The following is a 26,947-nucleotide window of genomic DNA, read 5'->3' on the forward strand; positions in this document are numbered from 1 at the left end:
CCGCCCAGCACACCCGGGCGGGCCCGGGGCCGGCCCCCGCCGTGGCCAGCTGGCGCTCCGCCTCGGCCGCGGCCCGCCGGCAGGCGCCCTCGGCGCCGGCCGCCCCGTGCGCCCTGGCCAGCCGGGAGGCGGCCAGCGCGCGGACCTGCGGGGGAGCGCCGCCCGCCGCCCGTACGGCCGCCTCCGCGGCGGCCACCGCGTCCTGCGGCCGGCCGGCGAGCACCGACTGGAGCGCGAGCCCGCTCCAGGCCGCGACCGCGAGCGGCCGGTCGCCTGCGCTGTGCGCCAGCCGAAGGGCCGTCAGATAGTGCCGCTGGGCGGCCCCGTGGCGTCCGGCGTCGGTGGCGGCCCAGCCGCCGAGCTGCGCCAGGTCGGCGGCCACCCGCAGCAGCCGCCGCTCGGTGCCGCGCCCGCCGCGCCCGGGCTGCCCGCGCCGCAACAGCCCGCTGACCAGCCGCAGATCGGCCTCCACCCGGTGCCGTACGGCCGCCCCGCCGAGCCGGTCGTCCAGCTGCCGCAGGCCGGTCACGCCGGCCTCCAGCCAGTCGAGCACCGGCCCGTCCACGCCGCACGAGCCGGGGGCGGGCTGCGCCGGGACCTGCTCGCGGGCGCCCGCGCCGCGGAACCTGGAGTCCTCCGCACCTGCCGCGTCCCAGTCGGCGATGGCGTCGAGCAGCGCCTGCCCGTCGGCGATCGGGAAGCCGCGGGGGTCGGCCGCCGCGTCGTCGAGCACCGACGACAGCGCGGTCAGGCTGCCCTCGGTGGTCCAGGGCAGCCCGTCGGGCATGCCGCCGTGCGCGGGCAGCCAGCGCGGCCACGGGCGGGCGTCGACCTCGCGCGCGGGTATGCCCAGTGCGCGGGCCAGCGCCCGCTGGCTGTCGGCCTCGGGGACGACACCCCAGTGCTCCCAGCGCCACACCTTCTCCCGCCGGGCGGCCATCGGCACCCCGAGCGCCCGCGCGTGCTCGGCTATCACCCGGGCGACGTCCTGGTAGCTCCAGCCGTGTCTGCGCCGCACGTAGGCCAGCGGATGTGTCGACGCGGCGGAGTCCTCGCGTGCCACGTTTGTGCCGTCCATTCACCGGTCCCTGCCGCGCCGCCCACGCCGGCGCCACGTCGTAGCGGAATCGCCTATTCGAATACCAGTCCGGAGGCCGTCCGCGCAGCGAATCCCCCGGATCCGCGGGTTTCGCGTTCCAAACCGACGCCACCCTACGGGACTACAGCAAGACAACAGGGCCGCACTTGTCCCCGACGGCCGCCAACCGATTGGCTATTGGCGATCACATGACGTAACGCGCGCCGTGGAGGGCTGCCCGCGGATGACCCCACCGCCGCCACCCTTCCGCCTTTCGCGTGGCAAGGACGACGTGGCCTTCGATACCGCTCTCGGCGACGAGGAGCTGGTCGCCGTTCGTGCTGCCCTGGGACAGGGCCGCTGGACGGAGGTCCGCGCGCTGCTCGCGCGGACCGGTGACGACTGGGACCTGCGCGGCCACCGGCTGGTCGTCCTGGGCGAGGGCCGCTCCGCGGCCGCCTGGGCCGACGAGTGGCGGCTCGCGGAACCCGAGAGCGCCGACGCCGCCGCGCTGTACGCGACCGCCGCCGTCTTCCGGGCCGTCGCCGGGCGGCAGAGCCCGGAGTCCGCCCGCGACGCCTGCCTGCACGCGGCCCGTATGACACCCGCCGACCCCTCGCCGTGGCTCGGCCTGCTCATCCTGGCCCGCCAGACCGGCACCGACGACGAGCAGGTCCGCGCCTTCGACCAGGTACGCGGCCGGCACCGCGGCCACCACCACGGCCACTACCTGATGACCCGCTGCCTGGCGGAGCGTCAGAAGACCGACGGCGACGACCCCTTCCACGAGGTGTACGAGTTCGCCGAGTGGGCCGCGGACGAGGCGGGACACGGCTCCGTGCTGGGCGCGCTGCCGCTGGTCGCCCTCGTCGAGCGCTACCACGCGCTGGCCGCCGCGGGCGCGCTGCCCCGCGACCCGACCCGGCTGCCGTACTGGACCAGCCCGCGGGCCAGGGCGAGCCTGCGCACCGCCTTCGACTGGTGGCTCGACTGGGACGGGCGCAGCCACCCGCGGCTGCTGCTCGACATCAACCACCTGGCCTTCGTGCACGTCCACGCCGGCGACATGGTGGCCGCAGCCGCGCTGTTCAACCGGATCGGTCGGGACGCGACCCGCGTCCCCTGGTCGTACTTCGACCGCGACCCCAAGAAGTCGTTCCGTGCCGCGCGCAACGCCGCGCTCGGCTTCGGTTCGTCGTAGGACCCGCTACTCCCCAGGCATCACCACCCACGGAAGAAGGACCCAGAGCCATGCTGACGGGCAGTACGACCGGCATCAGCACATACAAGGGAGAGCAGCGAGCGCTGCGCGCGGATCGGATCGGTGCGCCGGCCCTGCTGCTCTCGGTACTCGCGGCCACCGCGCCGCTGTTGGTGGTGGCGGGCGTCATCCCCACCACCTTCGCCACGATGGGCATCGTCGGGGTGCCGCTGCTGTTCGTCATCGTCGGCGTCGTGCTCATCCTGTTCAGCTTCGGCTACGCCGAGATGAGCCGGCACGTGCACAACGCCGGCGCGCTGTACGCCTACATATCCCGCGGGCTCGGCGGCACCGTCGGGGCCGGCGCCTCGTACGTGGCGCTGTTCGCGTACAGCCTCATGCAGTGCGGCAGCTACGGGCTCTTCGGCTTCGAGATCTCCAGCCAGATCGCCGTGCACTGGCACCACAACGTCGCCTGGTGGATACCGGCGCTCGGCGGCGTCGCGATCACCGCGGTCTTCGGCGCGCTGAAGATCGACCTCAACGCCAAGACGCTCGGTGTGCTGCTGCTGATCGAGACCCTGATGATCGTGGTGTTCGACATCGGCTTCCTCAACGACCCGGGCGCGCAGGGCGTCTCCACGCACGCCTTCGACCCGAGCACGCTCAGCGGTGCGGGACTGGGCACCGCGCTGTGCTTCACCATCGCCGGCTTCCTCGGCTTCGAGCAGGCGCCGGTCTACGCCGAGGAGACCAGCGACCCGCAGCGCGTGGTGTCGAAGGTGATGTTCCTGGCCGTCGGCTTCGCCACCGTCTTCTTCGCCCTGAGCGCCTGGGCGATCACCGTGGCCACCGGCCCGGGCGGTGTCATCAAGGGAGCGCAGGAGCAGGGCCCCAACCTGATCTTCGCGCTCACCCAGGACCGGTTGGGCACCGCCTTCACCGACGTGCTCAACGTCTTCTTCATCACCGGCATCTTCGCCTCGATGCTGAGCTTCCACAACGTGGTGGCCCGGTACGCCTTCGCCATGGGCCGCGACGGGCTGCTGCCCGCGGCGGTCGGCCGTACCTCGAAGTCCAGCGGCGCCCCGGCCATCGGCTCGTACCTGCAGTCCGCCGTCGCGCTGATCGTCGTCGTCATCTTCGCCGTCACCGACCACAAGCCGGTCGGCGACCCGACGGCGCCGGTGCTGCGGCTGTTCACCTGGCTGGGCAACGTCGGCGCGCTCGGCGTGGTCCTGCTGATGTGCACCGCCGCGGTCGCGGTGATCTCCTTCTTCGTCAAGCGCGGTGCCGCCCGCGTCCAGGGCTGGCGGCTGGTCACCTCCGCGCTCGCCGCCCTCGCGCTCGGGGCGATCTTCGTCTACTCGGTGAAGGACTTCTCGGTGCTGCTCGGCGCCAACCCCGGCCACGGGCTGCGCTGGCTCCTGCCCGGCATCATCGCGCTGGCCGCCGTCATCGGGCTCGTCTACGGCGCGGTGCTGCGCAGCAGGCAGCCCGAGGTGCACGCCAGGATCGGCCAGGGCAACGAGGCCTTCCAGCTGGAGAAGGCGGCCGCCGCGGAGGCGGGCGCCTGACCGCAAGGACCGCGCAGCGGCCCGCCCCGCCCGCCCGGGTGCGGCGGGCCGCTGCCGTTCCCCATCCCGTCCACCGTCGTCAGGAACCGCCATGACCAGCTGCCCAACGGACGCCGAGACCGCACCTGCCGCCGCCCCGCACCCGCTGGACCCGCTGACCGCCGCCGAGATCGAGGCCGCCCGTGCGGTACTCGAAGCCGAGGGCAAGGTCACCGGGACCACCCGCTTCCCGCTGGTGCTGCCCGACGAGCCCGACCGGCACGCGGTGCTCGCCCACCGCCCCGGCGACCCCGTCGGCCGCCGGATCAGGGCCACCCTGCTCGACACCGCCACCGGCCGCTCGGCCGAGGCGCTGGTGGACGTCACCGACGCCACCGCCGGTGTGCTGCTCTCCTACCGCGACCTCGACCCGGCGGCCGACGGCCAGCCGCCGCTGCTGTTCGAGGAGTACGAGACCTGCGACGAGATCGTCAAGGCCGACGCCGGCTGGCGCAAGGCGATGGCCGAACGCGGCGTCACCGACCTTTCGCTGGTCATCGCCGCCCCGCTGGCGGCGGGCAACTTCGGCGTCGCCTCGGAGGCCGGCCGGCGGATGCTGCGCTCGCTGACCTTCCTGCGCTGCACCGAGAGCGACAACCCGTTCGCCCACCCGGTCGGCGGCCTGGTCGCCGACGTGGACCTCACCGCCCGCCGGGTGGTGCGGCTGATCGACACCGGCGCCGTACCCGTACCGGCCGAATGCGGGCGCTACGACGCCGAGTCCACCGGGCCGGCCCGCACCGACCTGCGCCCGCTGGAGATCACCCAGCCGGAGGGGCCGTCGTTCGCGCTCGACGGGCCGGTGCTGCGCTGGCAGAACTGGCGGCTGCGGTTGGACTTCAACGCCCGCGAGGGCCTGGTGCTGCACGAGATCACCCACCGCGACGCCGGCCGCGACCGGCCGGTGCTGCACCGCGCCTCGATCGCCGAGATGGCCGTGCCCTACGCCGAGCCCGACCCGGCCCGCAACTGGGTCTGCTACCTGGACTCCGGCGAGTACCTGCTCGGCAGGAACGCCAACGCGCTGCGCCTGGGCTGCGACTGCCTCGGCGAGATCGCCTACGTCGACGCGGTCCTCGCCGACGACCACGGCCGCCCCGAGACGCTGCCCAACGCGATCTGCGTCCACGAGGAGGACATCGGCCTGCTCTGGAAGCACACCAACATCTTCGACGGCCTCTCGGTGGACTCCCGCCGCGCCCGCCGCCTGGTGATCTCCTACATCGCCACCCTCGGCAACTACGACTACGGCTTCTACTGGTATCTCCACCAGGACGGCACGATCGCCTTCGAGGCGAAGGCCACCGGCCTGCTGCAGACCTCCGCGGGGCAGCCGGGTGACGGGTCGCCGTACGCCACCGAGGTCGCCCCCGGCCTGCTGGCGCCCTTCCACCAGCACCTGTTCTGCGCCCGGCTCGACGTGACCGTGGACGGCCCCGGCAACACCGTCGAGGAGGTGGACGTCGTCCGGCTGCCGACCGGCCCCGACAACCCCAACGGCAACGCCTTCACCACCCGGGCCACCCCGGTCGCGGACAGCGGCCAGGCCGGGCGGGTCGCCGACCCGTCGGTGGGCCGGCGCTGGCGGATCGTCAACCCGGGTGCGCGCAACCGGATGGGGGCACCGGTGGCGTACACCCTGGTGCCGGACAGCGGGCCGCTGCTGCTCGCGCAGCCCGGCTCCTCGGTCGCCGAGCGGGTCGCGTACGCCACCCGGCACCTGTGGGTGACCCGCTACCGGCCGGAGCGGCGCTACCCCGACGGCGACTACCCCAACCAGCACGCGGGCGGCGCCGGGGTGGCCGCGTGGTCGCAGCCCGGCGAGGCGCTGGAGGACACCGATCTGACGGTGTGGCACTCCTTCGGCCCGACCCATCTGCCGCGCCTGGAGGACTGGCCGGTGATGCCGGTCGACGTCTGCGGCTTCAGCCTGCGGCCGACCGGCTTCTTCGACCGCAACCCGGCGCTCGACCTGCCCAAGGAGACCGGCGGCGCGTCCGGCGGGCACTGCCACGCCTGACACACCTGGGCCGTCGCCCGTGCGGGGCAACCGCTAAGCGGTTGCTCAGCCGGGGCCTTGCGGAAACTGGAACACGTTTCTACTATCACGAGTGTGACATCACCGCTGTCAAACCGGCCGCCGCAGGCTCCGGCCGCACCCGGCCCGCTGGCCGGTGTGCGGGTGGTCGAACTGGCCGGGATCGGTCCTGGACCGTTCGCGGCGATGCTGCTCGCCGACCTCGGCGCCGACGTCGTACGCGTCGACCGGCCGGACGGCCAGGGGCTGGGCGTCGAGCCGGCCGCCGACCTGACCAACCGCAACAAGCGGTCCGTGCTGGTCGACCTCAAGTCGCCGCAAGGACCCGCGGCGGTGCTCGACCTGGTGGAACGCGCCGACATCCTCATCGAGGGCTACCGCCCGGGCGTCGCCGAACGCCTCGGCGTCGGCCCGGCGGAGTGCCTGGCCCGCAACCCGCGGCTGGTCTACGGCCGGATGACCGGCTGGGGCCAGGAAGGGCCACTGGCGGCGAGCGCGGGGCACGACATCGGCTACATCGCGGTCACCGGCGCGCTCGGCCTGGCAGGACCCGCGGACGGCGACCCCGCCGCCCCCGCCAACCTACTCGGCGACTATGCCGGCGGCTCGCTCTACCTGGTCACCGGCGTCCTCGCCGCCCTGCACCACGCCCGCGAGCACGGCGCGGGCCAGGTCGTGGACGCCGCCATCGTGGACGGCACCGCCCACCTGAGCACGATGCTGCACGGCCTGCTCGCCGCCGGCGCCTGGCAGGACCGCCGCGCCGCCAACCTGCTGGACGGCGGGGCGCCCTTCTACGGCGTCTACCCGACCGCCGACGGCTCCCACATGGCCGTCGGCGCCCTGGAACAGCGCTTCTACGACACCTTCGCCGCGCTCCTGGGCCTGTCCGCGGACCAGGCCGCGCTGCGCGACGACCCCGCCCGCTGGCCGGAGTTGCGCGCCGCCGTCGCCGCCCGCTTCCTGACCCGCACCAGGGAGGAGTGGACCGCGGTCTTCGCCGGCACCGACGCATGCGTGGCGCCCGTCCTGTCGCTGGCCGAGGCGCCGCGGCACCCCCATCTGGCGGCCCGCGGCACCTTCACCGAGGCGCACGGCACCGTCCAACCGGCCCCCGCGCCCCGATTCTCCGCGACGCCCACCGCGCTGCGCCGCCCGCCCGCGCTGCCGGGCGCGCACACTGCTGAGGTGGCCCGCGACTGGGACACCCCCGCCCTGACCCGGGCGGAAGGCCCGGCCGACAGAAAGGCATGACGTTGAGCACCGAGGCCTACGTCTACGACGCCGTCCGCACCCCGCGAGGGCGCGGAAAGGCCAACGGATCCCTGCACGGCACCAAGCCGATCGACCTGGTCGTCGGCCTCATCCACGAACTGCGCGACCGCTTCCCCGGCCTCGACCCGGCGGCGATCGACGACATCGTGCTGGGCGTCGTCAGCCCCATCGGCGACCAGGGGTCCGACATCGCCCGTATCGCGGCGGTCGCCGCCGGACTGCCGGACACGGTGGCCGGCGTCCAGGAGAACCGCTTCTGCGCCTCGGGCCTGGAAGCGGTCAACATGGCCGCTGCCAAGGTGCGTTCCGGCTGGGAGGACCTGGTCCTGGCCGGCGGCGTCGAGTCGATGTCCCGGGTCGCGATGGGCTCCGACGGCGGCGCCTGGGCGATGGACCCGATGACCAGCTTCGAGGTCGGCTTCGCGCCGCAGGGCATCGGCGCCGACCTGATCGCCACTCTCGGCGGCTACTCCCGCCACGACGTGGACTCCTACGCGGCCATGTCGCAGGAGCGCGCCGCCGAGGCCTGGAAGGACGGCCGCTTCGCCCGCTCGGTGGTGCCGGTGCGGGACCGCAACGGGCTGGTCGTCCTCGACCGCGACGAGCACCTGCGCCCCGGCACCACTCCCGAGACGCTCGCCTCCCTCAAGCCGTCCTTCGCCGACATCGGCGACCTCGGCGGCTTCGACGCGGTCGTGCTGCAGAAGTACCACTGGGTCGAGAAGATCGACCACGTCCACCACGCCGGCAACTCCTCCGGCATCGTGGACGGCGCCGCCCTGGTGGCGATCGGCAGCCGGGAGGTCGGCGAGCGCTACGGCCTCACCCCGCGCGCCCGTATCGTCTCGGCAGCCGTCTCCGGCTCCGAGCCGACCATCATGCTCACCGGACCCGCCCCGGCCAGCCGCAAGGCGCTGGCCAAGGCCGGCCTGTCCATCGGCGACATCGACCTGATCGAGATGAACGAGGCCTTCGCCGCCGTCGTCCTGCGCTTCGCCGCGGACATGGGCGTCAGCCTTGACAAGGTCAACGTCAACGGCGGCGCCATCGCCATGGGCCACCCGCTCGGCGCCACCGGCGCGATGCTGCTCGGCACGCTCATCGACGAGTTGGAGCGCCGCGACCTGCGCTACGGGCTCGCCACGCTGTGCGTCGGCGGCGGAATGGGCGTCGCCACCGTCGTCGAACGCCTCTGACCCGCCCCGCCCCCGCCCCCACCCGCCGCTAACGGAGCCAACCCGACATGAGCGAGCCCACCACCATCCGCTGGGAGCAGGACGCGGACGGCGTCGTCACCCTCGTCCTGGACGACCCTGCACAGTCGGCCAACACCATGAACGCCGCCTTCGCCGCCTCCTTCGACGCCGTGCTCGACCGGCTGGAAGCCGGCGCCGACGCCATCCGCGGTGTGGTCATCACGTCCGCCAAGAAGACCTTCTTCGCCGGCGGCGACCTCCGCGACCTGATCCGCGCCACCCCCGAGGACGCCGAGCAGGTCTTCGCCGGGAGCATGCGCGTCAAGCGCGCGCTGCGCCGCCTGGAGACCCTCGGCAAGCCCGTCGTCGCCGCCGTCAACGGCGCCGCGCTCGGCGGCGGTTACGAGATCGCCCTGGCCTGCCACCACCGCGTCGCCCTCGACACCCCGGGGACGAAGATCGGGCTGCCCGAGGTCACCCTCGGCCTGCTGCCCGGCGGCGGCGGTGTGGTCAGGACCGTACGGCTGCTCGGCGTCGCCGACGCCCTGCTCAAGGTGCTGCTGCGGGGCACCCAGTACTCCGCGCCGCGCGCCCTGGCCGCCGGCCTGGTCCACGAGGTCGCCGCCGACCGCGACGCCATGCTCGCCGCCGCCCGCGCCTTCATCGACGCCAACCCGCAGGCCCGGCAGCCCTGGGACGTCCCCGGGTACAAGATCCCCGGCGGCACCCCCAAGAGCCCCGCCTTCGCCGCCAACCTGCCGGCCTTCCCCGCCAACCTGCGCAAGCAGCTGGCCGGCGCCCCCTACCCGGCGCCGCGCAACATCCTGGCGGCCGCAGTCGAGGGCACCCAGGTGGACTTCGAGACGGCCTCGGTGATCGAGGCCCGCTACTTCACCGAGCTGGCCTGCGGCCCGATCTCGAAGAACATGATCCAGGCGTTCTTCTTCGACATGCAGGCCGTCAACTCGGGCGCCGGCCGCCCCGCGGACGTCCCCGCCCGCCAGGTCACCCGGGTCGCCGTGCTCGGCGCCGGCATGATGGGCGCCGGCATCGCCTACTCCTGCGCCAGGGCCGGTATCGACGTCGTCCTCAAGGACGTCACCCTTGAAGCGGCCGAGCGCGGCAAGGCCTACTCCGCCGGACTGCTGGACAAGGCGCTGGCCAAGGGGCGTACGACCGCGGAGAAGCGGGACGCGCTGCTGGCCAGGATCACTCCCACCGCGGAACCCGCAGACCTGGCCGGCTGCGACGCCGTCATCGAGGCGGTGTTCGAGGACGCCGCCCTCAAGCACAAGGTCTTCCAGGAGATCGAGCACATCGTCGCGCCCGACGCGCTGCTGTGCTCCAACACCTCCACGCTGCCCATCACCCAGCTGGCCGAAGGCGTCGAGCGCGGCGCCGACTTCATCGGCCTGCACTTCTTCTCGCCGGTCGACCGGATGCCGCTGGTGGAGATCATCAAGGGCGAGCGGACCGCGGAGGGGACCCTGGCCCGCGCCTTCGACCTGGTGCGGCAGATCCGCAAGACGCCCATCGTGGTGAACGACTCGCGCGGCTTCTTCACCTCCCGGGTGATCAGCAACTTCATCAACGAGGGCGTCGCGATGATCGCCGAGGGCGTCCCCGCCGCCTCCGTCGAGCAGGCGGCCGCCCAGGCCGGATACCCGGCCAAGGTGCTGTCGCTGCTCGACGAGCTGACCCTGACGCTGTTCGTCCGGATCAGCCGGGAGACCCGCGCCGCGGTCGAGGCGGCCGGCGGTGCCTGGCGCACCCACCCGGCGGAGGCCGTCATCGACCGGATGGTCGACGAGTTCGGCCGCACCGGCCGCAGCGGCGGCGCCGGCTTCTACGACTACGCCGACGGCCGCAGGACGGGCCTGTGGCCGGGGCTCGCCGAGCACTTCGGCAAGCCGGACGTCGAGATCCCGTTCGCCGACCTGAAGGAGCGGATGCTCTTCTCCGAGTCGCTGGACACCGTGCGGCTGCTGGAGGAGGGCGTGCTCACCTCGGTCGCCGACGCCAACGTCGGCTCGGTACTGGGCATCGGCTTCCCCGCCTGGACCGGCGGCGTCCTGCAGTACGTCAACGGCTACCCGGGCGGCGTCGCCGGCTTCACCGCCAGGGCGCGGGAGCTCGCCGCGGCCTACGGCGAGCGCTTCACCCCGCCGGCGCTGCTGGAGGCGATGGCCGAACGCGGCGAGACCTTCACCGACCGCAGGGCCGGCTGACCGACCCGCACCCCGCAGCCGGGCAGCCCCACCTCAGGACTGCCCGGCGGCGGGCGCCGGCCAGGCCCACAGCTGCTCGTTCAGCGACCGCTGGAAGGTCGTCACCAGCGCCTGCACCACCAGCGGCTGCATCTGCGCCGACAGCGAGCGCATCGCCGCGTCCGGCTCGCCGTCCTGCGCCGGCTCCCACACCGTCTCGCGGAAGATCCGGCTGACCGAGGCCGCCGCCGCCCGCGCGTGCCGCTGCATCGCCTCCCTGGCCGCCACGATCGCCTCCAGCGGGATCGGCATGTCCAGCAGCCGCACCCCCAGGTGCAGGGTGCCGGGGTCGACCACGAAGACGTCGGGGTCCTCGGTCGGCTCCAGCACGTTCATCGCCGCCAGCCGCTCCACGTCCGCCTCGCCCAGCGGGCGGCCCGCCCGCTGCTCCAGTTGCTCGCGGCCGAGCCGCGCGCTGCCCTCCGGCAGCCAGGACGCCACCAGCGCCCGGTGGATCGCCAGGTCGTGCTCGCTGATCGCCTCGGGCAGCTGCGCGAGGTAGCGCTCGATGGCCGCCAGGGTGAGGCCGTGCTGCTGCAGCTCCTCGATCAGCGCCAGCCGCGACAGGTGCTCGGCGCCGTACCGCCCGACCCTGCGCGGGCCGATGTCCGGCGGCGGCAGCAGGCCGCGGGCGCTGTAGAAGCGGACGGTGCGGACGGTCACCCCGGCGCGGGCGGCCAGCTCGTCGACGGTCAGAGCGGTCTGCGGCACCGCAACAGTATTGCTGTGCCACCGGCACTGTGAAAGACGCCGCCGCCGCCCACCTTCCGCGCGCGACCCCGCGCCACCTCGTACGCTGGCCCGCGTGCCCCTGCGCAGAACCGCCCAGCGCGCCGCCCCGCGGCTGCTGCCGGCCTGCCTGGCCGGCGCCGTGCTGGCAGGCCTGCTGTCCTGCTCCGGCGGCAGCACGCCCCCTGCGGGCGCCCCCGGCGCGGGCGACCGGCTCTTCCCCGCGGCGGGCAACGGCGGCTACGACGTCACGCACTACGGCCTCGACCTGTCCTACGACCCCGTGTCCGGGCGCCTGGCCGGCACCGCGGCCATCACCGCCACCGCGGAAGCGGACCTGAGCCGCTTCAACCTCGACCTCGCGGGGCTGACCGTCTCCCGGGTCGGCGTCGACGGGCGTACGGCCCGGGTGGCCCGCTCCGGCACCGAGCTGACCGTACGGCCGGCCCGCGCACTGCGGCGGGGCGCCCGCTTCGAGACCACCGTGGCCTACGCCGGGGTGCCCCGGCTGCTCACCGACCCCGACGGCTCGCACGAGGGCTGGTTCCGCACGGACGACGGCGCCCTGGCACTCGGCGAACCCGTCGGCTCGATGGCCTGGTTCCCCGGCAACGACCACCCCTCGGACAAGGCCTCCTTCGACCTGACCATGTCGGTGCCCGCGGGACTGACCGCCGTGTCCAACGGCGATCTGGCCGGCACCCGTACCGCCGCGGGCCGCACCGCCTTCCACTGGCACAGCACCGCGCCCATGGCCACGTATCTGGCCACCGTCGGCATCGGCCACTACACCGTCACCCGCTCCCGCACCCCCGGCGGAGTGCCGCTGTACGTCGCGGTGGACCCGCGCTCCGACGACGCGCAGACCGCGGCGGCACTGCGCCGGCTGCCGGACATCGTGGACTGGGAGAGCGGGCTGTTCGGCCGCTACCCCTTCGGCTCCGCGGGCGCCGTCGTCGACCACCTGCCGGCCGGCCGGGTCGGCTACGCGCTGGAGACCCAGAACCGGCCGGTCTTCCCCGGCGACGGCGATGGACCCGCGGTCGACGTGCCGACGCTCGTGCACGAGCTGTCCCACCAGTGGTTCGGCGACTCCGTCACCCCGAGCAGCTGGCAGGACATGTGGCTCAACGAGGGCTTCGCGACGTACGCGACGTGGATGTGGCAGGAGCAGCAGGACGGTGTCCCGCTCTCCCGCAGCGCCGCGACCGCCTTCGCCGACCCCGCCGCCTGGGCCTTCCCGCCGGCCAGGCCGCCCACCGCCGCCGACGTCTCCGCGCAGCCCGTCTACGACCGCGGCGCGCTGGTCCTCTACGAGCTGCACAAGGCCCTCGGGGACACCGCCTTCGCCAAGCTGCTCCGCGGCTGGCCTGCCGCGCATTCCCACGCGAACGCCTCCACCGCCGACTTCACCGCCTACTGCGCGGGACTGACCAGCCGTGACCTGGCGCCGCTCTTTGCGACCTGGCTGTACGGGACCGCCAAACCCGCCCGGCTGTGACGGCCCCCCGCGCCGGTCGGCTCAGCGCAGCGGAGCGCCGACCGCGTGCATATGGCCGAGCGCCTGCGCATAGGAGTCGACGAGTCCCGTCTCGGTGTAGGGCACGCCGATGCGGGCGCAGTGCGCGCGCACCAGCGGACGCGCGAGCCGCAGGTGCGGGCGCGGCAGGCTCGGGAAGAGGTGGTGCTCGATCTGGTAGTTGAGCCCGCCGAGAAGGAAGTCCACCACCGGATTGCCGCGTACATTGCGCGAGGTGAGCACCTGGCGCCGCAAGTGCCCCCAGCGCGCCCCCTCCTCCGGCATCTCCATGCCCTTGTGGTTCGGGGCGAAGGCGCAGCCCAGGTGCAGGCCGAACAGAGCGTGGTGCAGCGCCGCGAAGGCGACCGCCTGCGGCAGCGGCAGCGCGGTCAGCAGCAGCGCCGCGTAACCCGCCACATGCGCCACCAGCAGCGAGCCCTCGACCAGCCGCCCCGCGCGGTCGAGGCGGCGCAGGTCGCGGAAGCTGGCCACCTTCAGCGCCAGCCCTTCGAGCAGCAGCATCGGGAAGAACAGCCGCGCCTGGTGCCGGGTCAGGAAGCGGGCGAAGCCCTGCCTCTCGACCGCCTGCGCCCGCGTCCACACCAGCGCGCCCACCTCCACGTCCGGGTCCTTGCCCACGTGGTTGGGGTTCGCGTGGTGCCGGTTGTGCTTGTCGCTCCACCAGGCCGCGCCCATGCCCAGCAGCAGATTGCCGTGGAAGAGCGCGATGGCGCGGTTGGTACGGCGGCCCGCAGCGATCTGCTGGTGCCCGGCGTCATGCCCGACGAAGCCGCTGCGCGCGGAGAGCACCGCGGCCGGCAGCGCCAGCGCCAGCACCCACCACGACCCCGTGCCGCCGGCCAGCACCACCGCCGTCCACACCGCGGCCAGCAGCAGCAGGTTCACCGCTATCGACACCGCGTAGTGCCCGCGGCGCCGCCGCAGCAGCCCGGCGTCGCGTACAGCTCGCAGCAGCGGCGTGAACTCGCTTGCCCCGGTGTCCCCTGTCCGCTCGGGGGGTTGGACGGTGGTCGCGACGGTCGGCATGGGCGCTCCTGGGTGACGGGCGGTGTCCGCGGTACGACCCGCACCGGGCCGTACTACGACGCTACGAACCACCGCCCGCCTCGGACCATGGCGCCATCACCCGGCTTCGCGGGGTGCCAGACCCCCGGAAAACGGGGGGATATCCCCACCTCGGTGCTGCGAGGATGGGTCGTATGACCACGGACGATCTCCGCACGGCCAGCTGGACGGCCGCGCCCCTGCCGGTCTCGCATCCGGACTCCGTCGCGCTGATCCGCCGCTATTACGGCGAGTTGATCGCTCGCTACTACGGGCGGCCGACCGACGAGGCCGAGATCTCCGAGGTGATCGCGGAGGAGCCGAGCGACGACCTGGTCCCGCCCACCGGCGCCTTCGTCGTGGCCAGGATCGGCGGCGCCGCGGTGGGATGCCTGGGGCTGCGGGTGCTGGACGCCGGGACGGCGGAGCTGACCCGGATGTTCGTCGGCGCCGAGGCCCGCAGGCAGGGTGTGGCGGCCGGTCTGATCGCGGTGGTGGAGGACCTCGCGCGCAGCACCTTCGGCACCCGGGTGATCCGCCTCGACACCCGCACGGACCTGGTCGAGGCCCGTGCGCTGTACGCCCGGCAGGGGTACCACGAGATCGAGCGCTACAACGACAGCCCGTACGCCGGCCACTGGTTCGAGAAGACACTGGCCTGACCGCCGGGCGACGACCCGCGGCCGCCTTGCCGCATGCCGCCGCCCGGCGGCGTCTACGATGCTGGCAACCGCCAAGCGTCACGCGTCTTGGCCCGGGTCTGAGGAGCGGCATCATCAGCGGCAACGTTTCGGTCGAACGCAGGATCGCCGAGGAGTTGGGCGTACGCGAAGGTCAGGTGCGGGCGGCCGTCGATCTGCTCGACGGCGGAGCCACCGTGCCGTTCATCGCGCGCTACCGCAAGGAGGCCACCGGCACCCTCGACGACGAGCAGCTGCGCAACCTGGAGGAGCGGCTGCGCTACCTGCGGGAGCTGGACGAGCGGCGGACCGCCGTCCTGGAGTCCATCGACGCGCAGGGCAAGCTCGACGACGCCCTCAGGGCGCAGATCATGGCCGCGGACTCCAAGGCCCGCCTTGAGGACATCTACCTGCCGTACAAGCCCAAGCGGCGCACCAAGGCGCAGATCGCCCGCGAGGCCGGCCTCGAACCGCTCGCCGACGCCCTGCTCGCCGACCCCGCACTGGACCCGCAGGCCGCCGCTTCGGCGTACGTGTCCGCGGACAGCGGGGTGGAGGACGCGGCGGCCGCCCTGGAGGGCGCGCGCGCCATCCTCACCGAGCGCTTCTCCGAGGACGCCGACCTGGTCGGCGAGCTGCGCACCCGGATGTGGAGCCGCGGCCGGCTGATGGCCAAGGTGCGCGAGGGCAAGGAGGAGGCCGGGGCGAAGTTCTCCGACTACTTCGACTTCGCCGAGCCTTTCACCAAGCTCCCCTCGCACCGGGTGCTGGCGATGCTGCGCGGCGAGAAGGAGGAGGTCCTCGACCTCACGCTGGAGCCCGAGGAGCCCGCCGAGGGCCCGACGAGCTTCGAGCGGCGCATCGCCCAGCAGTTCGGCATCGCCGACCGCGGCCGCCCGGGCGACAAGTGGCTCGGCGACACCGTCCGCTGGGCCTGGCGCACCCGCTTCCTGGTCAGGCTCGGCATCGACCTGCGGGTCAGGCTGCGCCAGGAGGCCGAGGACGAGGCCGTACGGGTCTTCGCCACCAACCTGCGCGACCTGCTGCTGGCCGCGCCGGCCGGCACCCGGGCCACCATGGGCCTCGACCCGGGCCTGCGCACCGGCGTGAAGGTCGCCGTCGTCGACGCCACCGGCAAGGTGGTCGCCACCGACACGATCTACCCGCACGTGCCGCGCAACCGCTGGGACGAGTCGCTGGCGACGCTGGCCCGCCTCGCCGCCGCCCACCGGGTGGACCTCATCGCGATCGGCAACGGCACCGCGTCACGCGAGACCGACAAGCTCGCCGCCGACCTGATCAAGGCGCACCCCGAGCTGGACCTGACCAAGGCCGTGGTCTCCGAGGCGGGCGCCTCGGTCTACTCCGCGTCGGCCTACGCCTCGGCGGAGCTGCCCGAGCTGGACGTGTCGCTGCGCGGCGCGGTGTCCATCGCCCGCCGGCTCCAGGACCCGCTGGCGGAACTGGTCAAGATCGACCCGCGGTCCATCGGCGTCGGGCAGTACCAGCACGACCTGTCCGAGGTGAAGCTGTCCCGCTCGCTCGACGCGGTCGTCGAGGACTGCGTCAACGGCGTCGGGGTCGACGTGAACACCGCGTCGGTGCCGCTGCTGCGCCGGGTCTCCGGCATCACCGAGGGCCTCGCGGCCAATATCGTCACCCACCGTGACGCCAACGGGCCCTTCCGCACCCGCAAGGACCTCAAGGACGTCGCCAGGCTCGGCCCGAAGGCGTACGAGCAGTGCGCGGGCTTCCTGCGCATCCTCGGCGGCGACGACCCGCTGGACGCCTCCGCGGTGCACCCCGAGGCGTACCCGGTGGTCCGCAGGATCGGCACGACCGCGGGCACCGGCATCGCCGAGCTGATCGGCAACGGCACGGTGCTGCGCAAGCTGCGCCCGCAGGACTTCGTCGACGACTCCTTCGGCCTGCCGACCGTCACCGACATCCTCGCCGAGCTGGAGAAGCCCGGGCGCGACCCGCGCCCCGCGTTCAAGACCGCGGCCTTCAAGGAGGGCGTGGAGGAGATGAAGGACCTGCGGCCGGGGATGCTGCTCGAAGGCGTCGTCACCAACGTGGCGGCCTTCGGCGCGTTCGTGGACGTCGGCGTCCACCAGGACGGCCTGGTGCACGTGTCGGCGCTGTCCCGCACGTACGTGTCGGACCCGCGGGACGTGGTGAAGTCCGGCGACATCGTGCGGGTCAAGGTGCTCGACGTGGACCTGCCGCGCAAGCGGATCTCGCTGACGCTGCGGCTGGACGACGAGCCCAAGGCGGCCGGGGCGGCCGGCGGCTCAGGGGCCGGCGCAGGCGGCGGCGAGCGCCGCGGCAAGGCGCCGCGGCAGGGCGGCAGGCAGGGCCAGGGCGACCGGCGCGGCGGCGGTTCCGCGCAGCCGCCGGCGAGCGGCGCGATGGCCGACGCGCTGCGCCGGGCGGGACTGACCGGCGGCAGGTGAAACGGGAACCGGGACGGCCTACGGCGCGTTGTGGTGGGTAGGCGATAAGCAGACAGTGAGCGGCGTCCGGCCGCCGGACGCCGTGAACGGAGGCGGGGACAATGTCGAATCGTACGAAGGTCGCCATCGGCGGTGTGGTGGTCGGGCTGATCCTGCTCCACTGGATTCCGCTGTGGCTGTTCTTCCTGATCATCGTCGGGATCCCGGTCGCCGGGTATCTGGCCCTCGACTCCTCGCAGCGCCGCAGGCTGCGCCGGGCGGGCCGGCGGCAAATCGGTCGCTGACCTGGTCGTTCCCTCGGTAGGGTGAGTCATCGGGTCAGGGCATCCGATCGAGGGGAAGACCATCCGATGAGTCACGCCACCATCACCGCGGTCAGCAGCGACACGGATCACCGGTTCAGCAAGCCCAACCGCACCACCGTCCGGCTGCTCGCCGGCCTCGGCGTGGAGGGTGACGCCCACCTCGGCGTCACCGTCCAGCACCTGTCCCGTGTCGCGCAGGACCCCACGCAGCCCAACCTGCGCCAGGTCCATCTGATCCACTCCGAGCTGTTCGACGAGCTGCGCGAGGCCGGCTACGCCGTCGCCCCCGGCGACCTGGGCGAGAACGTCACGACCCGCGGTATCGACCTGCTCGCCCTGCCGACCGGCACCCGGCTGCGGCTGGGAGCCGACGCGGTCGTGGAGATCACCGGCCTCCGCAATCCCTGCCTCCAGATCGACCGCTTCCGCACCGGCCTGCTCAAGCAGGTCGTCGGCCGGGACGCAGCCGGCGACGTGGTCCGCAAGGCCGGCGTGATGGCAGTGGTGCTGTCCGGCGGCACCCTGCGGCCCGGCGACCCGATCACCGCGGAACTCCCCGCCCTCCCGCACCGCCCCCTGGAAAGGGTCTGACCTGATGTCCCACCCCTCGTCCGGCGTTCGCTCGGTGGACGCACTGATCGCGTACGCCGCCGACGGCCGCCGGGTGAAGTACCTGCACTTCTGGGGCCACCGCCCGCAGCGGGACGGCAGCACCGGCGCCGGCTGCCTCAGCCAGTGGTGGCCCGCCCCCTTCACCGTGGACGGCGTCACCTACGCCACCGCCGAGCACTGGATGATGGCCGGCAAGGCGCGGCTGTTCGGCGACCATGACGCCGAGCAGCGCGCCCTGGCGGCCGGCCACCCCAAGGCGGCCAAGACCGTCGGCCGCACGGTGCGCGGCTTCGACGACGCCGTCTGGGAGCGGGAGCGCTTCGCCCTGGTCGCCGAGGGCAGCAGGCACAAGTTCGGGCAGCATCCGGACCTTCGGCGGTTCCTGCTGGCGACCGCGGAAAGGGTGCTGGTGGAGGCGAGCCCGCTGGACCGGGTGTGGGGCATCGGCCTGGCGGCCGACGACGAGCGGGCCGACGATCCGGCGCGCTGGCGCGGGCTGAATCTGCTGGGCTTCGCCCTGATGGAGGCCAGGGAGCAGCTCGCCGTCGGGAGCGATCCGGTGGCGTGACCGCCCGGCCCCCCGCTTGGCGGGGGACCTGGCGGCCGGCCCGCTACTTGAGGTAGGGGCCGTCCGTGCCGACCTTCCCCGGCGCGGCGTTGCTGCCGCCGAGGTCGAGCACGTACACGCGCATGTCACCCTTGCCGGGCGCGGCAATGGACAGCGTCCCGCCGGTGACGGTCCGCACGTCGCCGCTGACGGCGTCCACGTAGCGGCCGTTGGGAATCCCGCTGAAGGTCGCCGCGTCGGTCACCGTCACCAGGGCGAAGCTGTCCACCCCTGACGCGGCGTCGGTGTAGCGGCGCTTGAACGACATCCCGCCGCCGCTGACGCCTTCGGTGCTGTACTGCCCCGTCTGCAGCGCCGGGACGGCCCGCCGGATCTGGTTCAGCCGCTGGAGGTGTTTGACCAGCGGCTGCGCAAGAGTGGTGGCCACCGGACCCGACGCACTTGCGACGGTTCCGAAGTCCGACGCGGTGACCGTGCCCTCCACATGGTCGCCATAGTAGGCGCGACCGGTGGTCGCCAGCGGGCAGCTCGGCCCGCAGTCGATGGTCTTTCCTGCCTGGAACTGGATCTCCGAGCCGTAGTAGAGCGTCGGAATGCCGCGGAAGGTCCACATCAGGGCCATGTTCTCGGCCCAGGCGTCCTGCCCTCCGGTGTAGCGCACCGACGACTTGTTGGGGCCGTAGTCGTGGCTGTCGACGTAGACGACGTTGTAAGTGGCGTCGTTCGTCGAGTCGTCGGAGTCCTTGCCGTTGTTGAAGGCGTTGTGCGCGTCACCGAAATTCATGTGCATGCGCATGTCGATAATATTCATCCCGGAGAATCTGCTGTGGTCCGGGGTGTGGTAGGCGTTGCCTTCGAGGAAGGCGTTGGTGGACGTCGGCTGGTTGCCGGTGCCCAGCTGCTCCTCGTAGTTGTACTGCTCGATGGCCGCGGTCGCGTCGTCCGGGCTGTATTCCTTGCGTTCCTTCCACGTGTAGAACTGCGCCGAATGGTTGACCGACCCGCGGTTCCACTTGTCGTTGACGAAGGCGCCGACCTCGCCGAAGACGAAGAAGTTCTGCGCCTTGTCCTGGCCCCAGTCCTGCAGGACGCGCTGCTGGATCGCGGGCAGGAAGCGGCGGTTCCAGGTGACCCGCGGGATATGTACCGCGGTGTCGATCCGGAAACCGTCGACACCCATGTCGATGTACTTGTTGTAGGCGCCGATCAGGTAGTTCTGCACCGTCGGGTTCTCGGTGTTGAAGTCGGCCAGGTCGTCGGCGAGCCAGCAGGAACGCGAGTCCTCGCCCTCCCAGTTGCCGATCCAGCACTGGTGGTAGAGCGACGCGGGGAACATCCCCGAGGTGGGGCTCGGCCACTGGCAGTTGTAGAGCGTGTAGCCCTCAGGGCTCTTCTGGCCGGTGGGCTTGCCCCAGTTCAGGCAGGTGTTGCCGGACGGCTCCGCAGTCGACCACAGATCGCCGTTGTAGTAGGACTTACCGGTCTTCGGGTCGATCGTCAGGCCGTCGTACTCGAAGCCCGGCTCCTTCTCGTCGTAGTACCACGACCACTGCGCGTCCCTGACGCCGTAGACCGTGGGCACGTACAGGCCCTTGGCGCCCCACCGGGAGCTGTGGTTGTAGACCACGTCCTGGTAGATCTTGATCCCCTTGGCGTGGGCCGCGTTGATCAGGTCCTGGTACGACGCCCCCGCTGACTCCAGGCGCGGGTCGACCCGGTAGAAGTCCCAGCCGTGGTAGCCGTGGTAGTCGTAGTCGCTGCGGTTCAGCACCACCGGGGTGATCCAGATGGCCGAGAAGCCGAGTGCCTTGACGTAGTCGAGCTTCTGGACCAGGCCCTTGAAGTCGCCGCGGAACATCGGGTCGTTGTTCGCCGCGTTGCCGGAGGCCACGTTCTGGTTGCCGCCGCGGTCGTTGCCGGTGTCGCCGTCGTAGAAGCGGGCGGTCAGCACGAAGTAGATCGGGTCCTTGCGCGGGTCGGTGCCGATCATCTGGCCGGGCGTGGCCGGCGGCGGGGCGTGCCCCGTGGTGGCGGTGGCCGCGGCGGAGGCCGTCGAGGCGTTGCCCGCCGCGTCCAGGGCCACGACGGTGTAGGTGTAGGCGGTCTCCGCCTCCAGGCCGGAGTCCGAGAAGACCGTGGAGCCCGCGCTGGTCACCACGGTGCCCTTCGTCCCGCCGCTGCGGGTCACCCGGTAGCCCGTCACCGCGGTGTCGTCGGTGGACGGGTCCCAGGTCAGCACCACCGAGGTGTCGGTGGCGACGGCCTTCACCGCGGTGGGCACGGTGGGCGGCGTGGTGTCGGGGACGACGGCCGCGCAGGGGTCGGCGGCGTTCAGGGTGACCTTGGTGTCCTTGACGGTGCTGACACCGGATGACAGTGCGTAGTTGGCGCCGTTGTTGTTGTCCCAGGTGCCGTTCCCGTTGTTGAAGGTGGCGGCGAGGCCGGTCGCCCCCTGCAGGTCCACGGTCTTCTTCACCCAGCCGGTGCAGGCCGCCTCCATTCCGACGCCCGGGACGGTCGTCCAGGCCTTGCCGGTCGGTGCGTAGTGCAGGTCGACGGTGGTCCAGCCGACCGTGGCGGTGGAGTAGAAGACCGTCGCCGAGGTGCCGGGAGGCGGGTCGGTGGTGCCGCCCGCGCACGGGTCGCTGTGCGCGATGGCACCGTTCTTGACGGTGATGGTGCCGGTGCCCAGGGCGTAGTTCTTGCCGCCGTTGTTGTCCCAGGTGCCCTGGCCGTTGGTGAAGGTGGCCTGCCACCCGGTGGCCGTGCCCAGGTCGACGGTCTTCTTCACCCAGCCGGTGCAGGCCGCGTCCATGGCGACGCCCGGCACGGTGGTCCAGCTGCCGCCGTCCGGCGCCCAGTGCAGGTCGTAGGCCGACCAGTCGGACGCCGTGGTCGAGTAGTAGACGGTGGCGGTGTTGCCGGTGGCGGCCGCCGCGGGTGCGGCGCCGGTGGACAGGGCCGGCAGCAGGGCGGCCAGCAGCCCGGTGACGACGGCGAGTGCCGCCGCCAGCGGACCTGGCCCGGTTCTGCGGTGATGGCGCGGGAGAGCTCTCATCTCGGGCTCCTCGGACGGGGCCGCAACCGCGGCCGATGTCGGGGATGCCGTCTCCTCCGCGCGCCACGGAACGAACGGCCGGCTTTCTTGCGCAAGTTGCTGCAAGAACCTTCGTGAGGTTACTGGGACATGTGAGTGACGTAAAGAGGTGGGTACGGGTCGGCCGCCCCGTCGCACGTAAGGTGCTGTTCGGGTGCGGTGGTTGCATCCGATCGCACCGTTCGCAGAGGGGTGGCACGGCACATGACGGAGCGTCTGGTGGTCATCGGCGGGGACGCCGCTGGTATGTCCGCCGCGTCCCAGGCGCGGCGCCGCCGTGCGGCCGGCGACCTGGAGATCGTCGCCTTCGAACGCGGGCAGCACACCTCGTACTCCGCCTGCGGCATCCCGTACTGGATCGCCGGCGACGCGCAGGGTCCCGACGCGCTGGTCGCCAGGACCGCGGAGGAGCACCGCGCCCGCGCCATCGATCTGCGGCTCGGCACCGAGGTCACCGATATCGACCCGGAGCGCGGCCGGGTCCGCAGCCGGGACGCCGACGGCGCCGAGCAGTGGACCGGCTACGACCACCTGGTCATCGCCACCGGCGCGGAGCCCGTACGCCCGCCGCTGCCCGGCATCCAGGCGCAGGGTGTGTACGGCGTGCAGACCCTGGACGACGGCGAGGCCGTGCTGCGCGGCCTGGACCGCGCCGGGGTCCGCCGCGCCGTGGTGGTGGGCGGCGGCTACATCGGCGTGGAGATGGCCGAGGCGATGCTGCGGCACGGTCTGGAGGTGACGCTGATCGACCGGAACGAGCAGCCGATGACGACCCTCGACCCCGACATGGGGCAGCTGGTGCGCGCGGCCCTCGAAGGCCTCGGTGTGCCGGTGGTCTCCGGTACCCCGGTCCGCGCGGTGCTCACCGGCGCCGACGGCCGGGTCAGGGCCGTCGCCACCGACGACGCGGAGCACCCCGCGGACCTGGTGGTCCTCGGCCTCGGCGTACGCCCGCAGACCGGCCTGGCCGCGGCGGCGGGGCTGCCGCTGGGGGAGCACGGCGGACTGCTCACGGACCGCGCGATGCGGGTGCGCGGCACCGGGAACATCTGGGCGGGCGGCGACTGCGTCGAAGTGCTCAACCTGGTCTCCGGCGCCCTCCAGCACATCGCGCTCGGCACCCACGCCAACAAGCACGGCAGGATCATCGGCATCAACATCGGCGGCGGCTACGCCACCTTCCCCGGCGTGGTCGGCACCGCGGTGAGCAAGGTCTGCGACGTCGAGATCGCCCGCACGGGGCTGAAGGAGTCGCAGGCGCGCGCCGCAGGGCTGCAGTACGTGACCGCGGTCATCGAGTCCACCAGCCGCGCCGGCTACTACCCCGGCGCGGCCCCGATGACCGTCAAGATCCTCGCGGAACGCCGCACCGGGCGGCTGCTCGGCCTGCAGATCGTCGGCCGCGAGGGGGCGGCGAAGCGGGTCGACATCGGGGCGGTCGCCCTGACCGCGGGCATGACCGTCGAGCAGATGATCGGCCTCGACCTGGGCTACGCCCCGCCCTTCTCGCCGGTGTGGGACCCGGTCCTGGTCGCGGCGCGCAAGGCGGCCGACGCGGTGGCGGCGGCCGACGCGGCGGGCTGACGACCCGGAGGCGGTCCGCCGGTCAGGACTGCTGCGCCGCCAGCTTGTCGAGGGCTTCGAGCAGCGGCGGCAGCGAGGGGCCGCGGCCGACGGGCAGCACCTGGCCCGGGGCCTCGTCGAGCAGGACGAAGGCGACGTCGTCGGCCCTGGCGACCAGGGACCAGCCGGGACCGTCGGCCCGCAGCGAGCCGCCGGTGGTGCGGACCCGGCCGGGCGGCGGGGGAGTGCGGAGGTATTCCTCGGCATCTTGCAGAGCGCGGCGTACACCGCCGTGGGAGACGGGGTGTTCGGCCGCCTGCTCCTCGGCACCGGTGGGCGCCTCGGCCGGTGTCTCGGCCGGGTCCGCGGGCGCTTCCGGCGCTGGTTCGGCAGCCGCTTCCGCCGCTGGTTCGGCGGCCGCTTTCCCCGCGTCCGCATCCGGTGCGCCTGCTTCCGGAGCGGATTCCGTGTCCGCTCCGGATTCCGCGTCGGGTGCGTCCGCCGGATCCAGCTGGTCGCGCCACTCGTACCAGTGGACGGCGATCTCGTCGGCGCCCAGCCGCCGCTGCGCGGGTCCCCACACCGAGACGTCCGGCGGTGCGAGTGCGGGTCCGGCCTCCTCGTCCGCGGGATCGTGCGGGGCCGGGACACCGGGGGCCGAGACGGCCACCGGCAGGGGCCAGCCGGGCAGTGACGCGGCCAGGGTGCCCTCGTCCGGCGCGACTTCGTACTCGAGCCCGCAGTCCCAGGCGGCCAGCGCGCACGCGACCATGGCGGCGTCGGTGGTCGCCACGGTCCAGCGGGCGCCGCCGCCGTCCTGGCCGAACATCAGGCCGTAGCCGTCCGGCAGCGGGGGCAGGCCGAGGTGCGCGCACGCGGCCGGGTAGTCGTCGCCAAGCACCCCGGGGAAGCGCTCCGGCGTCAGCATCGCGGCCGTCAGCACGAACAGCTCGTCGTCGTCCTGCGTGCGGTCCGCCGCGGTCATGGCGCACTCCCTCTCGGTTCCGGTCCGCGCACCTTAACCAGCCGGTAACGTCCGCGTCGAGGGGTGGGGCGCCCGTGCCGGGCGAGGCGCGGGGGCAGGGCGGCGCACATTGCCGGCGCCGGGACGGCCCTCACCCTTGCGCGGTGTCGGGGCTGCCGCTCATCCGGCGGCGTCGAGCGCGGCCAACGTGCTGCGCAGCCAGCCGAGTTCGGCGCGGCTGGTGGCCCGGGCGATGACCAGCACGCCCCGCCGGAAGGGATCGTCCACCTCTTCCGCGCTCACCGGGCGCTCGTCGGCGTAGAAGAAGCTCGACGGCTCTTCCAGGAAGGCCAGCCGGCGGCGCAGCACCACGGCCTGCGCGGCGGGGTCGGCCAGATGCCGCAGGAAGGCGAGCACGGTGAACCAGCGGTTCTCGTTGCTGATGTCCAGCGGGTCCGGATCGGCGAGCCGTCGCATCAGCTCGGCCCGGCCCTCGTCCGTCAGGCTGAGGACGTGCCGCGGCGCGGCCACCGCGCCGGGCTGCGGGTCGCGGCGCAGCCAGCCCGCCTTCTCCATCCTCTTGATCGCCGGATAGAGCGTGCTCTCCGCGATCGGCTTGATGTGCCCGGTCAGAGCGGCGACGCGTTTGCGCAGCTCGTAGCCGTGCAGCGGCGCCTCGTGGAGGAAACCCAGGATCGGCAGTTCCAGCATGCCCGCCATTCTCCCACGCATCCGTAGTACAGCGTTGACGTCATACATCGGCACCGATGTATAGTCCGGATGCCGTGGGAGCACGGCACGGACACGGAGAGAGGCGGCAGTCATGCAGCAGACGGAGTTCGGCCCCGAGGGCGCGTACATCCGGTGGACCGAGTCGGAGGGCGTGGGACCGGCCCGCGTCCATGTGCACGGCCTGGGTGCGGCCTCGGGTCCCTACACGGCCCACCTGTCCGCGTATCCCGAACTCGCCGGGCGGCGCACGCTCTACGTCGACCTGCCCGGCTTCGGCATCAGCGACCGCCCGGCCGACTTCGGCTACTCCCTCGAGGACCACGCTTCGGCGCTTGCGGCGGTCCTGGACGCTGCCGGGGTGGACGGGGCCGAGGTGGTCGGGCACAGCATGGGCGGCTCGGTGGCGATCGTGCTGGCCTACCGCAGGCCCGACCTGGTCTCCCGGCTCGTCCTGGCGGAGGCGAACCTCGATCCGGTGCCGGCGCCGGGCATCACGAGCAGCGGGGTGGCCGGCTGGTCGGAGGAGGAGTTCGTGCACGGCGGCGGCTTCGCGGCCACGCTCGAACGGGTGGGCTGGCTGTGGCGCTCGACGATGCGCCTGGCCGACCCGCTGGCCCTGCACCGCAGTGCGTGCGGGCTGATCCGCGGCACCGAGCCGACGATGCGCGCCATGCTGACCGGCCTCGGCATCCCGCGCACCTACCTGGTGGGGGAGGTCGGCGACGGGATCGACGACCTGGACGGCCTGGCCGCTGCGGGCGTCCGGGTGGTCCGGGTGCCGGACTCGGGGCACTGCATCATGTTCGACAACCCGCGGGCCTACGCGGCGGCGATCAGCGCGGCCGCCTGACCGTGGACAGCGAGCAGGGGGCAGGGGAACGCGAACAGGGGACCGCGGACAGGGACCGCGGACCCCGCTCCCGTGAGCCGTCGGGCGGCTACCGCTCCCGGCCGCCGCACACCGGGCGGCGAGAAAAGCCAGGGGCCGTTCGCCTCCGATACTGGCCATGCATCATGGGGGCATGATCACCCTGCGTTCCGTTGCCCTCTTCGTGCTCGCCGCCGTACTGGAGATCGGCGGCGCCTGGCTAATCTGGCAGGGGGTGCGCGAGCACCGCGGCATCGGGTGGATGGGCGCGGGCGTTGTGGCCCTGGGCCTCTACGGATTCGTCGCGACCCGCCAGCCGGACGCCGACTTCGGCCGCATCCTGGCCGCCTACGGCGGCGTCTTCGTGGCGGGCTCCCTCCTGTGGGGCGTCGTCGCCGACGGTTACCGGCCGGACCGGTTCGACATCGCCGGAGCGGTGATCTGCCTGGTCGGGGTGGGCGTCATCATGTACGCGCCGCGCGGCGGCTGAATTCCGCCGTTTCCGTGCCCTGCGCGGTACTTCGGGCAGTGCGGCGGGCAGAGGCGGGGTTGCCGAAGTGCGCCCGGCGCGACAGGCTCTAGGGCAGGGGAGACGGAAGGCAGGGGCGATGACGGTGAGCAACAGGCTCGCATGGCTGCTCGATGACCTGACGCAGCGCGTGCCGCATGTGAAGCACGCGCTCGTCCTGTCCAACGACGGCCTGGTCACGGGCGCCAGCGGCGGTCTCGACCGGCAGGCGGCCGAGCACCTGGCCGCCGTCTCGTCCGGCTTCCACAGCCTCGCGAAAGGTGCGGGCCGGCAGTTCGGCACCGGCGGGGTCAGGCAGACCATGGTCGAGTTCGACGAGGGCTACCTCTTCGTGACCGCGGCGGGCGACGGCAGTTGCCTCTCGGTGCTCAGCGGCATGGAGGCCGATGTCGGCCGGGTCGCCTACGAGATGACGCTGCTGGTGCACCGGGTCGGGGAGCACCTGGGCGTTGCGGCCCGCGGGCCGGGCTCGCCGTTCTGACCCGGCGTCCGACCGTGCGGCCGAGCGGCCGTTGAAGTGTTCCCGCAGCCGTTGTCGGCATCGCTGAGCTGCGGGAACGGGAGTTATCCACAGGGCTGGGAACGCGTG

22 protein-coding genes are annotated in these 26,947 nt (G+C 73.0%); 16 read left to right on the forward strand and 6 right to left on the reverse strand.

Going from position 1 to position 26,947, the window contains the following annotated elements:
- Positions 1-1,078 (reverse strand): NsdA family TPR-like regulatory protein (locus tag NFU81_RS08575; RefSeq protein ID WP_251486909.1); only part of this gene is annotated, 1,078 nt, incomplete at its 3' end.
- A gap of 244 nt (positions 1,079-1,322) precedes the next feature.
- On the opposite strand from NFU81_RS08575, the gene NFU81_RS08580 reads away from it, so the two are divergent.
- The 6 genes from NFU81_RS08580 (at position 1,323) to NFU81_RS08605 (ending at position 10,632) form a co-directional block, all read left to right on the forward strand.
- Positions 1,323-2,279, forward strand: a complete 957-nt coding sequence (locus NFU81_RS08580; RefSeq protein ID WP_251486914.1) for a hypothetical protein — start codon at positions 1,323-1,325, stop codon at positions 2,277-2,279.
- Between the two features lie 50 nt (positions 2,280-2,329).
- Entirely contained in the window at positions 2,330-3,856 is a 1,527-nt protein-coding gene (locus NFU81_RS08585) for an APC family permease (protein WP_251486915.1), read from the forward strand.
- Positions 3,857-3,947: 91 nt separating this feature from the next.
- Positions 3,948-5,915 carry a primary-amine oxidase gene (locus NFU81_RS08590; protein WP_251486919.1) on the forward strand — a complete coding sequence of 656 codons (1,968 nt, stop codon included), beginning with the start codon at positions 3,948-3,950 and terminating at the stop codon, positions 5,913-5,915.
- A 93-nt stretch (positions 5,916-6,008) separates the two neighbouring features.
- Entirely contained in the window at positions 6,009-7,187 is a 1,179-nt protein-coding gene (locus NFU81_RS08595) for a CaiB/BaiF CoA transferase family protein (RefSeq protein ID WP_251486922.1), read from the forward strand.
- Positions 7,188-7,189: 2 nt separating this feature from the next.
- A complete protein-coding gene (locus NFU81_RS08600) occupies positions 7,190-8,404 on the forward strand; it encodes an acetyl-CoA C-acetyltransferase (protein WP_251487327.1) in 1,215 nt (404 codons plus the stop codon).
- Between the two features lie 47 nt (positions 8,405-8,451).
- A complete protein-coding gene (locus tag NFU81_RS08605; RefSeq protein WP_251486925.1) occupies positions 8,452-10,632 on the forward strand; it encodes a 3-hydroxyacyl-CoA dehydrogenase NAD-binding domain-containing protein in 2,181 nt (726 codons plus the stop codon).
- Positions 10,633-10,665: 33 nt separating this feature from the next.
- Here NFU81_RS08605 and NFU81_RS08610 read toward each other — a convergent pair whose 3' ends face one another.
- A complete protein-coding gene (locus tag NFU81_RS08610; protein WP_251486928.1) occupies positions 10,666-11,382 on the reverse strand; it encodes a MerR family transcriptional regulator in 717 nt (238 codons plus the stop codon).
- 94 nt (positions 11,383-11,476) lie between these two features.
- Here NFU81_RS08610 and NFU81_RS08615 point away from each other — a divergent pair, with 94 nt between their 5' ends.
- Complete coding sequence (locus tag NFU81_RS08615) at positions 11,477-12,901, forward strand: M1 family metallopeptidase (RefSeq protein ID WP_251486931.1); 1,425 nt, start codon at positions 11,477-11,479, stop codon at positions 12,899-12,901.
- A 21-nt stretch (positions 12,902-12,922) separates the two neighbouring features.
- Here NFU81_RS08615 and NFU81_RS08620 read toward each other — a convergent pair whose 3' ends face one another.
- Positions 12,923-13,966: a fatty acid desaturase family protein gene (locus NFU81_RS08620; RefSeq protein WP_251486934.1), complete on the reverse strand. Its 1,044-nt coding sequence runs from the start codon at positions 13,964-13,966 to the stop codon at positions 12,923-12,925.
- Between the two features lie 173 nt (positions 13,967-14,139).
- On the opposite strand from NFU81_RS08620, the gene NFU81_RS08625 reads away from it, so the two are divergent.
- The 5 genes from NFU81_RS08625 to NFU81_RS08645 all read left to right on the forward strand — a co-directional run bounded on the left by NFU81_RS08625 (position 14,140) and on the right by NFU81_RS08645 (position 18,605).
- Positions 14,140-14,646 carry a GNAT family N-acetyltransferase gene (locus tag NFU81_RS08625; protein ID WP_251486937.1) on the forward strand — a complete coding sequence of 169 codons (507 nt, stop codon included), beginning with the start codon at positions 14,140-14,142 and terminating at the stop codon, positions 14,644-14,646.
- 113 nt (positions 14,647-14,759) lie between these two features.
- Entirely contained in the window at positions 14,760-17,120 is a 2,361-nt protein-coding gene (locus NFU81_RS08630; RefSeq protein WP_251487330.1) for a Tex family protein, read from the forward strand.
- Positions 17,121-17,221: 101 nt separating this feature from the next.
- Positions 17,222-17,404, forward strand: coding sequence for a hypothetical protein (locus NFU81_RS08635; RefSeq protein ID WP_251486941.1), 183 nt, complete (start codon positions 17,222-17,224; stop codon positions 17,402-17,404).
- 66 nt (positions 17,405-17,470) lie between these two features.
- The gene (locus NFU81_RS08640; protein ID WP_251486944.1) at positions 17,471-18,016 is read left to right on the forward strand and encodes an MOSC domain-containing protein; all 546 of its coding nucleotides are present in this window, start codon (positions 17,471-17,473) and stop codon (positions 18,014-18,016) included.
- 4 nt (positions 18,017-18,020) lie between these two features.
- On the forward strand, positions 18,021-18,605 hold the full coding sequence (locus NFU81_RS08645; RefSeq protein ID WP_251486947.1) for an NADAR family protein: 585 nt from the start codon (positions 18,021-18,023) through the stop codon (positions 18,603-18,605).
- 43 nt (positions 18,606-18,648) lie between these two features.
- Here NFU81_RS08645 and NFU81_RS08650 read toward each other — a convergent pair whose 3' ends face one another.
- Entirely contained in the window at positions 18,649-21,663 is a 3,015-nt protein-coding gene (locus NFU81_RS08650; protein WP_251486950.1) for a carbohydrate binding domain-containing protein, read from the reverse strand.
- Positions 21,664-21,906: 243 nt separating this feature from the next.
- Between NFU81_RS08650 and NFU81_RS08655 the strand changes: the two genes are divergently transcribed.
- A complete protein-coding gene (locus tag NFU81_RS08655; protein ID WP_251486952.1) occupies positions 21,907-23,286 on the forward strand; it encodes an FAD-dependent oxidoreductase in 1,380 nt (459 codons plus the stop codon).
- 22 nt (positions 23,287-23,308) lie between these two features.
- On the opposite strand, the gene NFU81_RS08660 is transcribed toward NFU81_RS08655, so the two are convergent.
- Positions 23,309-24,250 (reverse strand): hypothetical protein, encoded by a 942-nt coding sequence (locus tag NFU81_RS08660; RefSeq protein WP_251486955.1) that lies wholly within the window; start codon positions 24,248-24,250, stop codon positions 23,309-23,311.
- Positions 24,251-24,409: 159 nt separating this feature from the next.
- A complete protein-coding gene (locus tag NFU81_RS08665) occupies positions 24,410-24,940 on the reverse strand; it encodes a PadR family transcriptional regulator (protein ID WP_251486958.1) in 531 nt (176 codons plus the stop codon).
- A gap of 112 nt (positions 24,941-25,052) precedes the next feature.
- Between NFU81_RS08665 and NFU81_RS08670 the strand changes: the two genes are divergently transcribed.
- From NFU81_RS08670 to NFU81_RS08680, 3 genes are all read left to right on the forward strand, one after another.
- Positions 25,053-25,811 carry an alpha/beta fold hydrolase gene (locus NFU81_RS08670; protein ID WP_251486961.1) on the forward strand — a complete coding sequence of 253 codons (759 nt, stop codon included), beginning with the start codon at positions 25,053-25,055 and terminating at the stop codon, positions 25,809-25,811.
- A gap of 172 nt (positions 25,812-25,983) precedes the next feature.
- Positions 25,984-26,319, forward strand: coding sequence for a YnfA family protein (locus NFU81_RS08675; RefSeq protein ID WP_251486964.1), 336 nt, complete (start codon positions 25,984-25,986; stop codon positions 26,317-26,319).
- A gap of 118 nt (positions 26,320-26,437) precedes the next feature.
- Positions 26,438-26,839, forward strand: coding sequence for a roadblock/LC7 domain-containing protein (locus tag NFU81_RS08680; protein ID WP_251486967.1), 402 nt, complete (start codon positions 26,438-26,440; stop codon positions 26,837-26,839).
- Positions 26,840-26,947: the final 108 nt, after the last annotated feature.

It is taken from the genome of Actinacidiphila cocklensis (assembly GCF_907177275.1).
In the GTDB taxonomy this organism is placed as follows: domain Bacteria; phylum Actinomycetota; class Actinomycetes; order Streptomycetales; family Streptomycetaceae; genus Actinacidiphila; species Actinacidiphila cocklensis.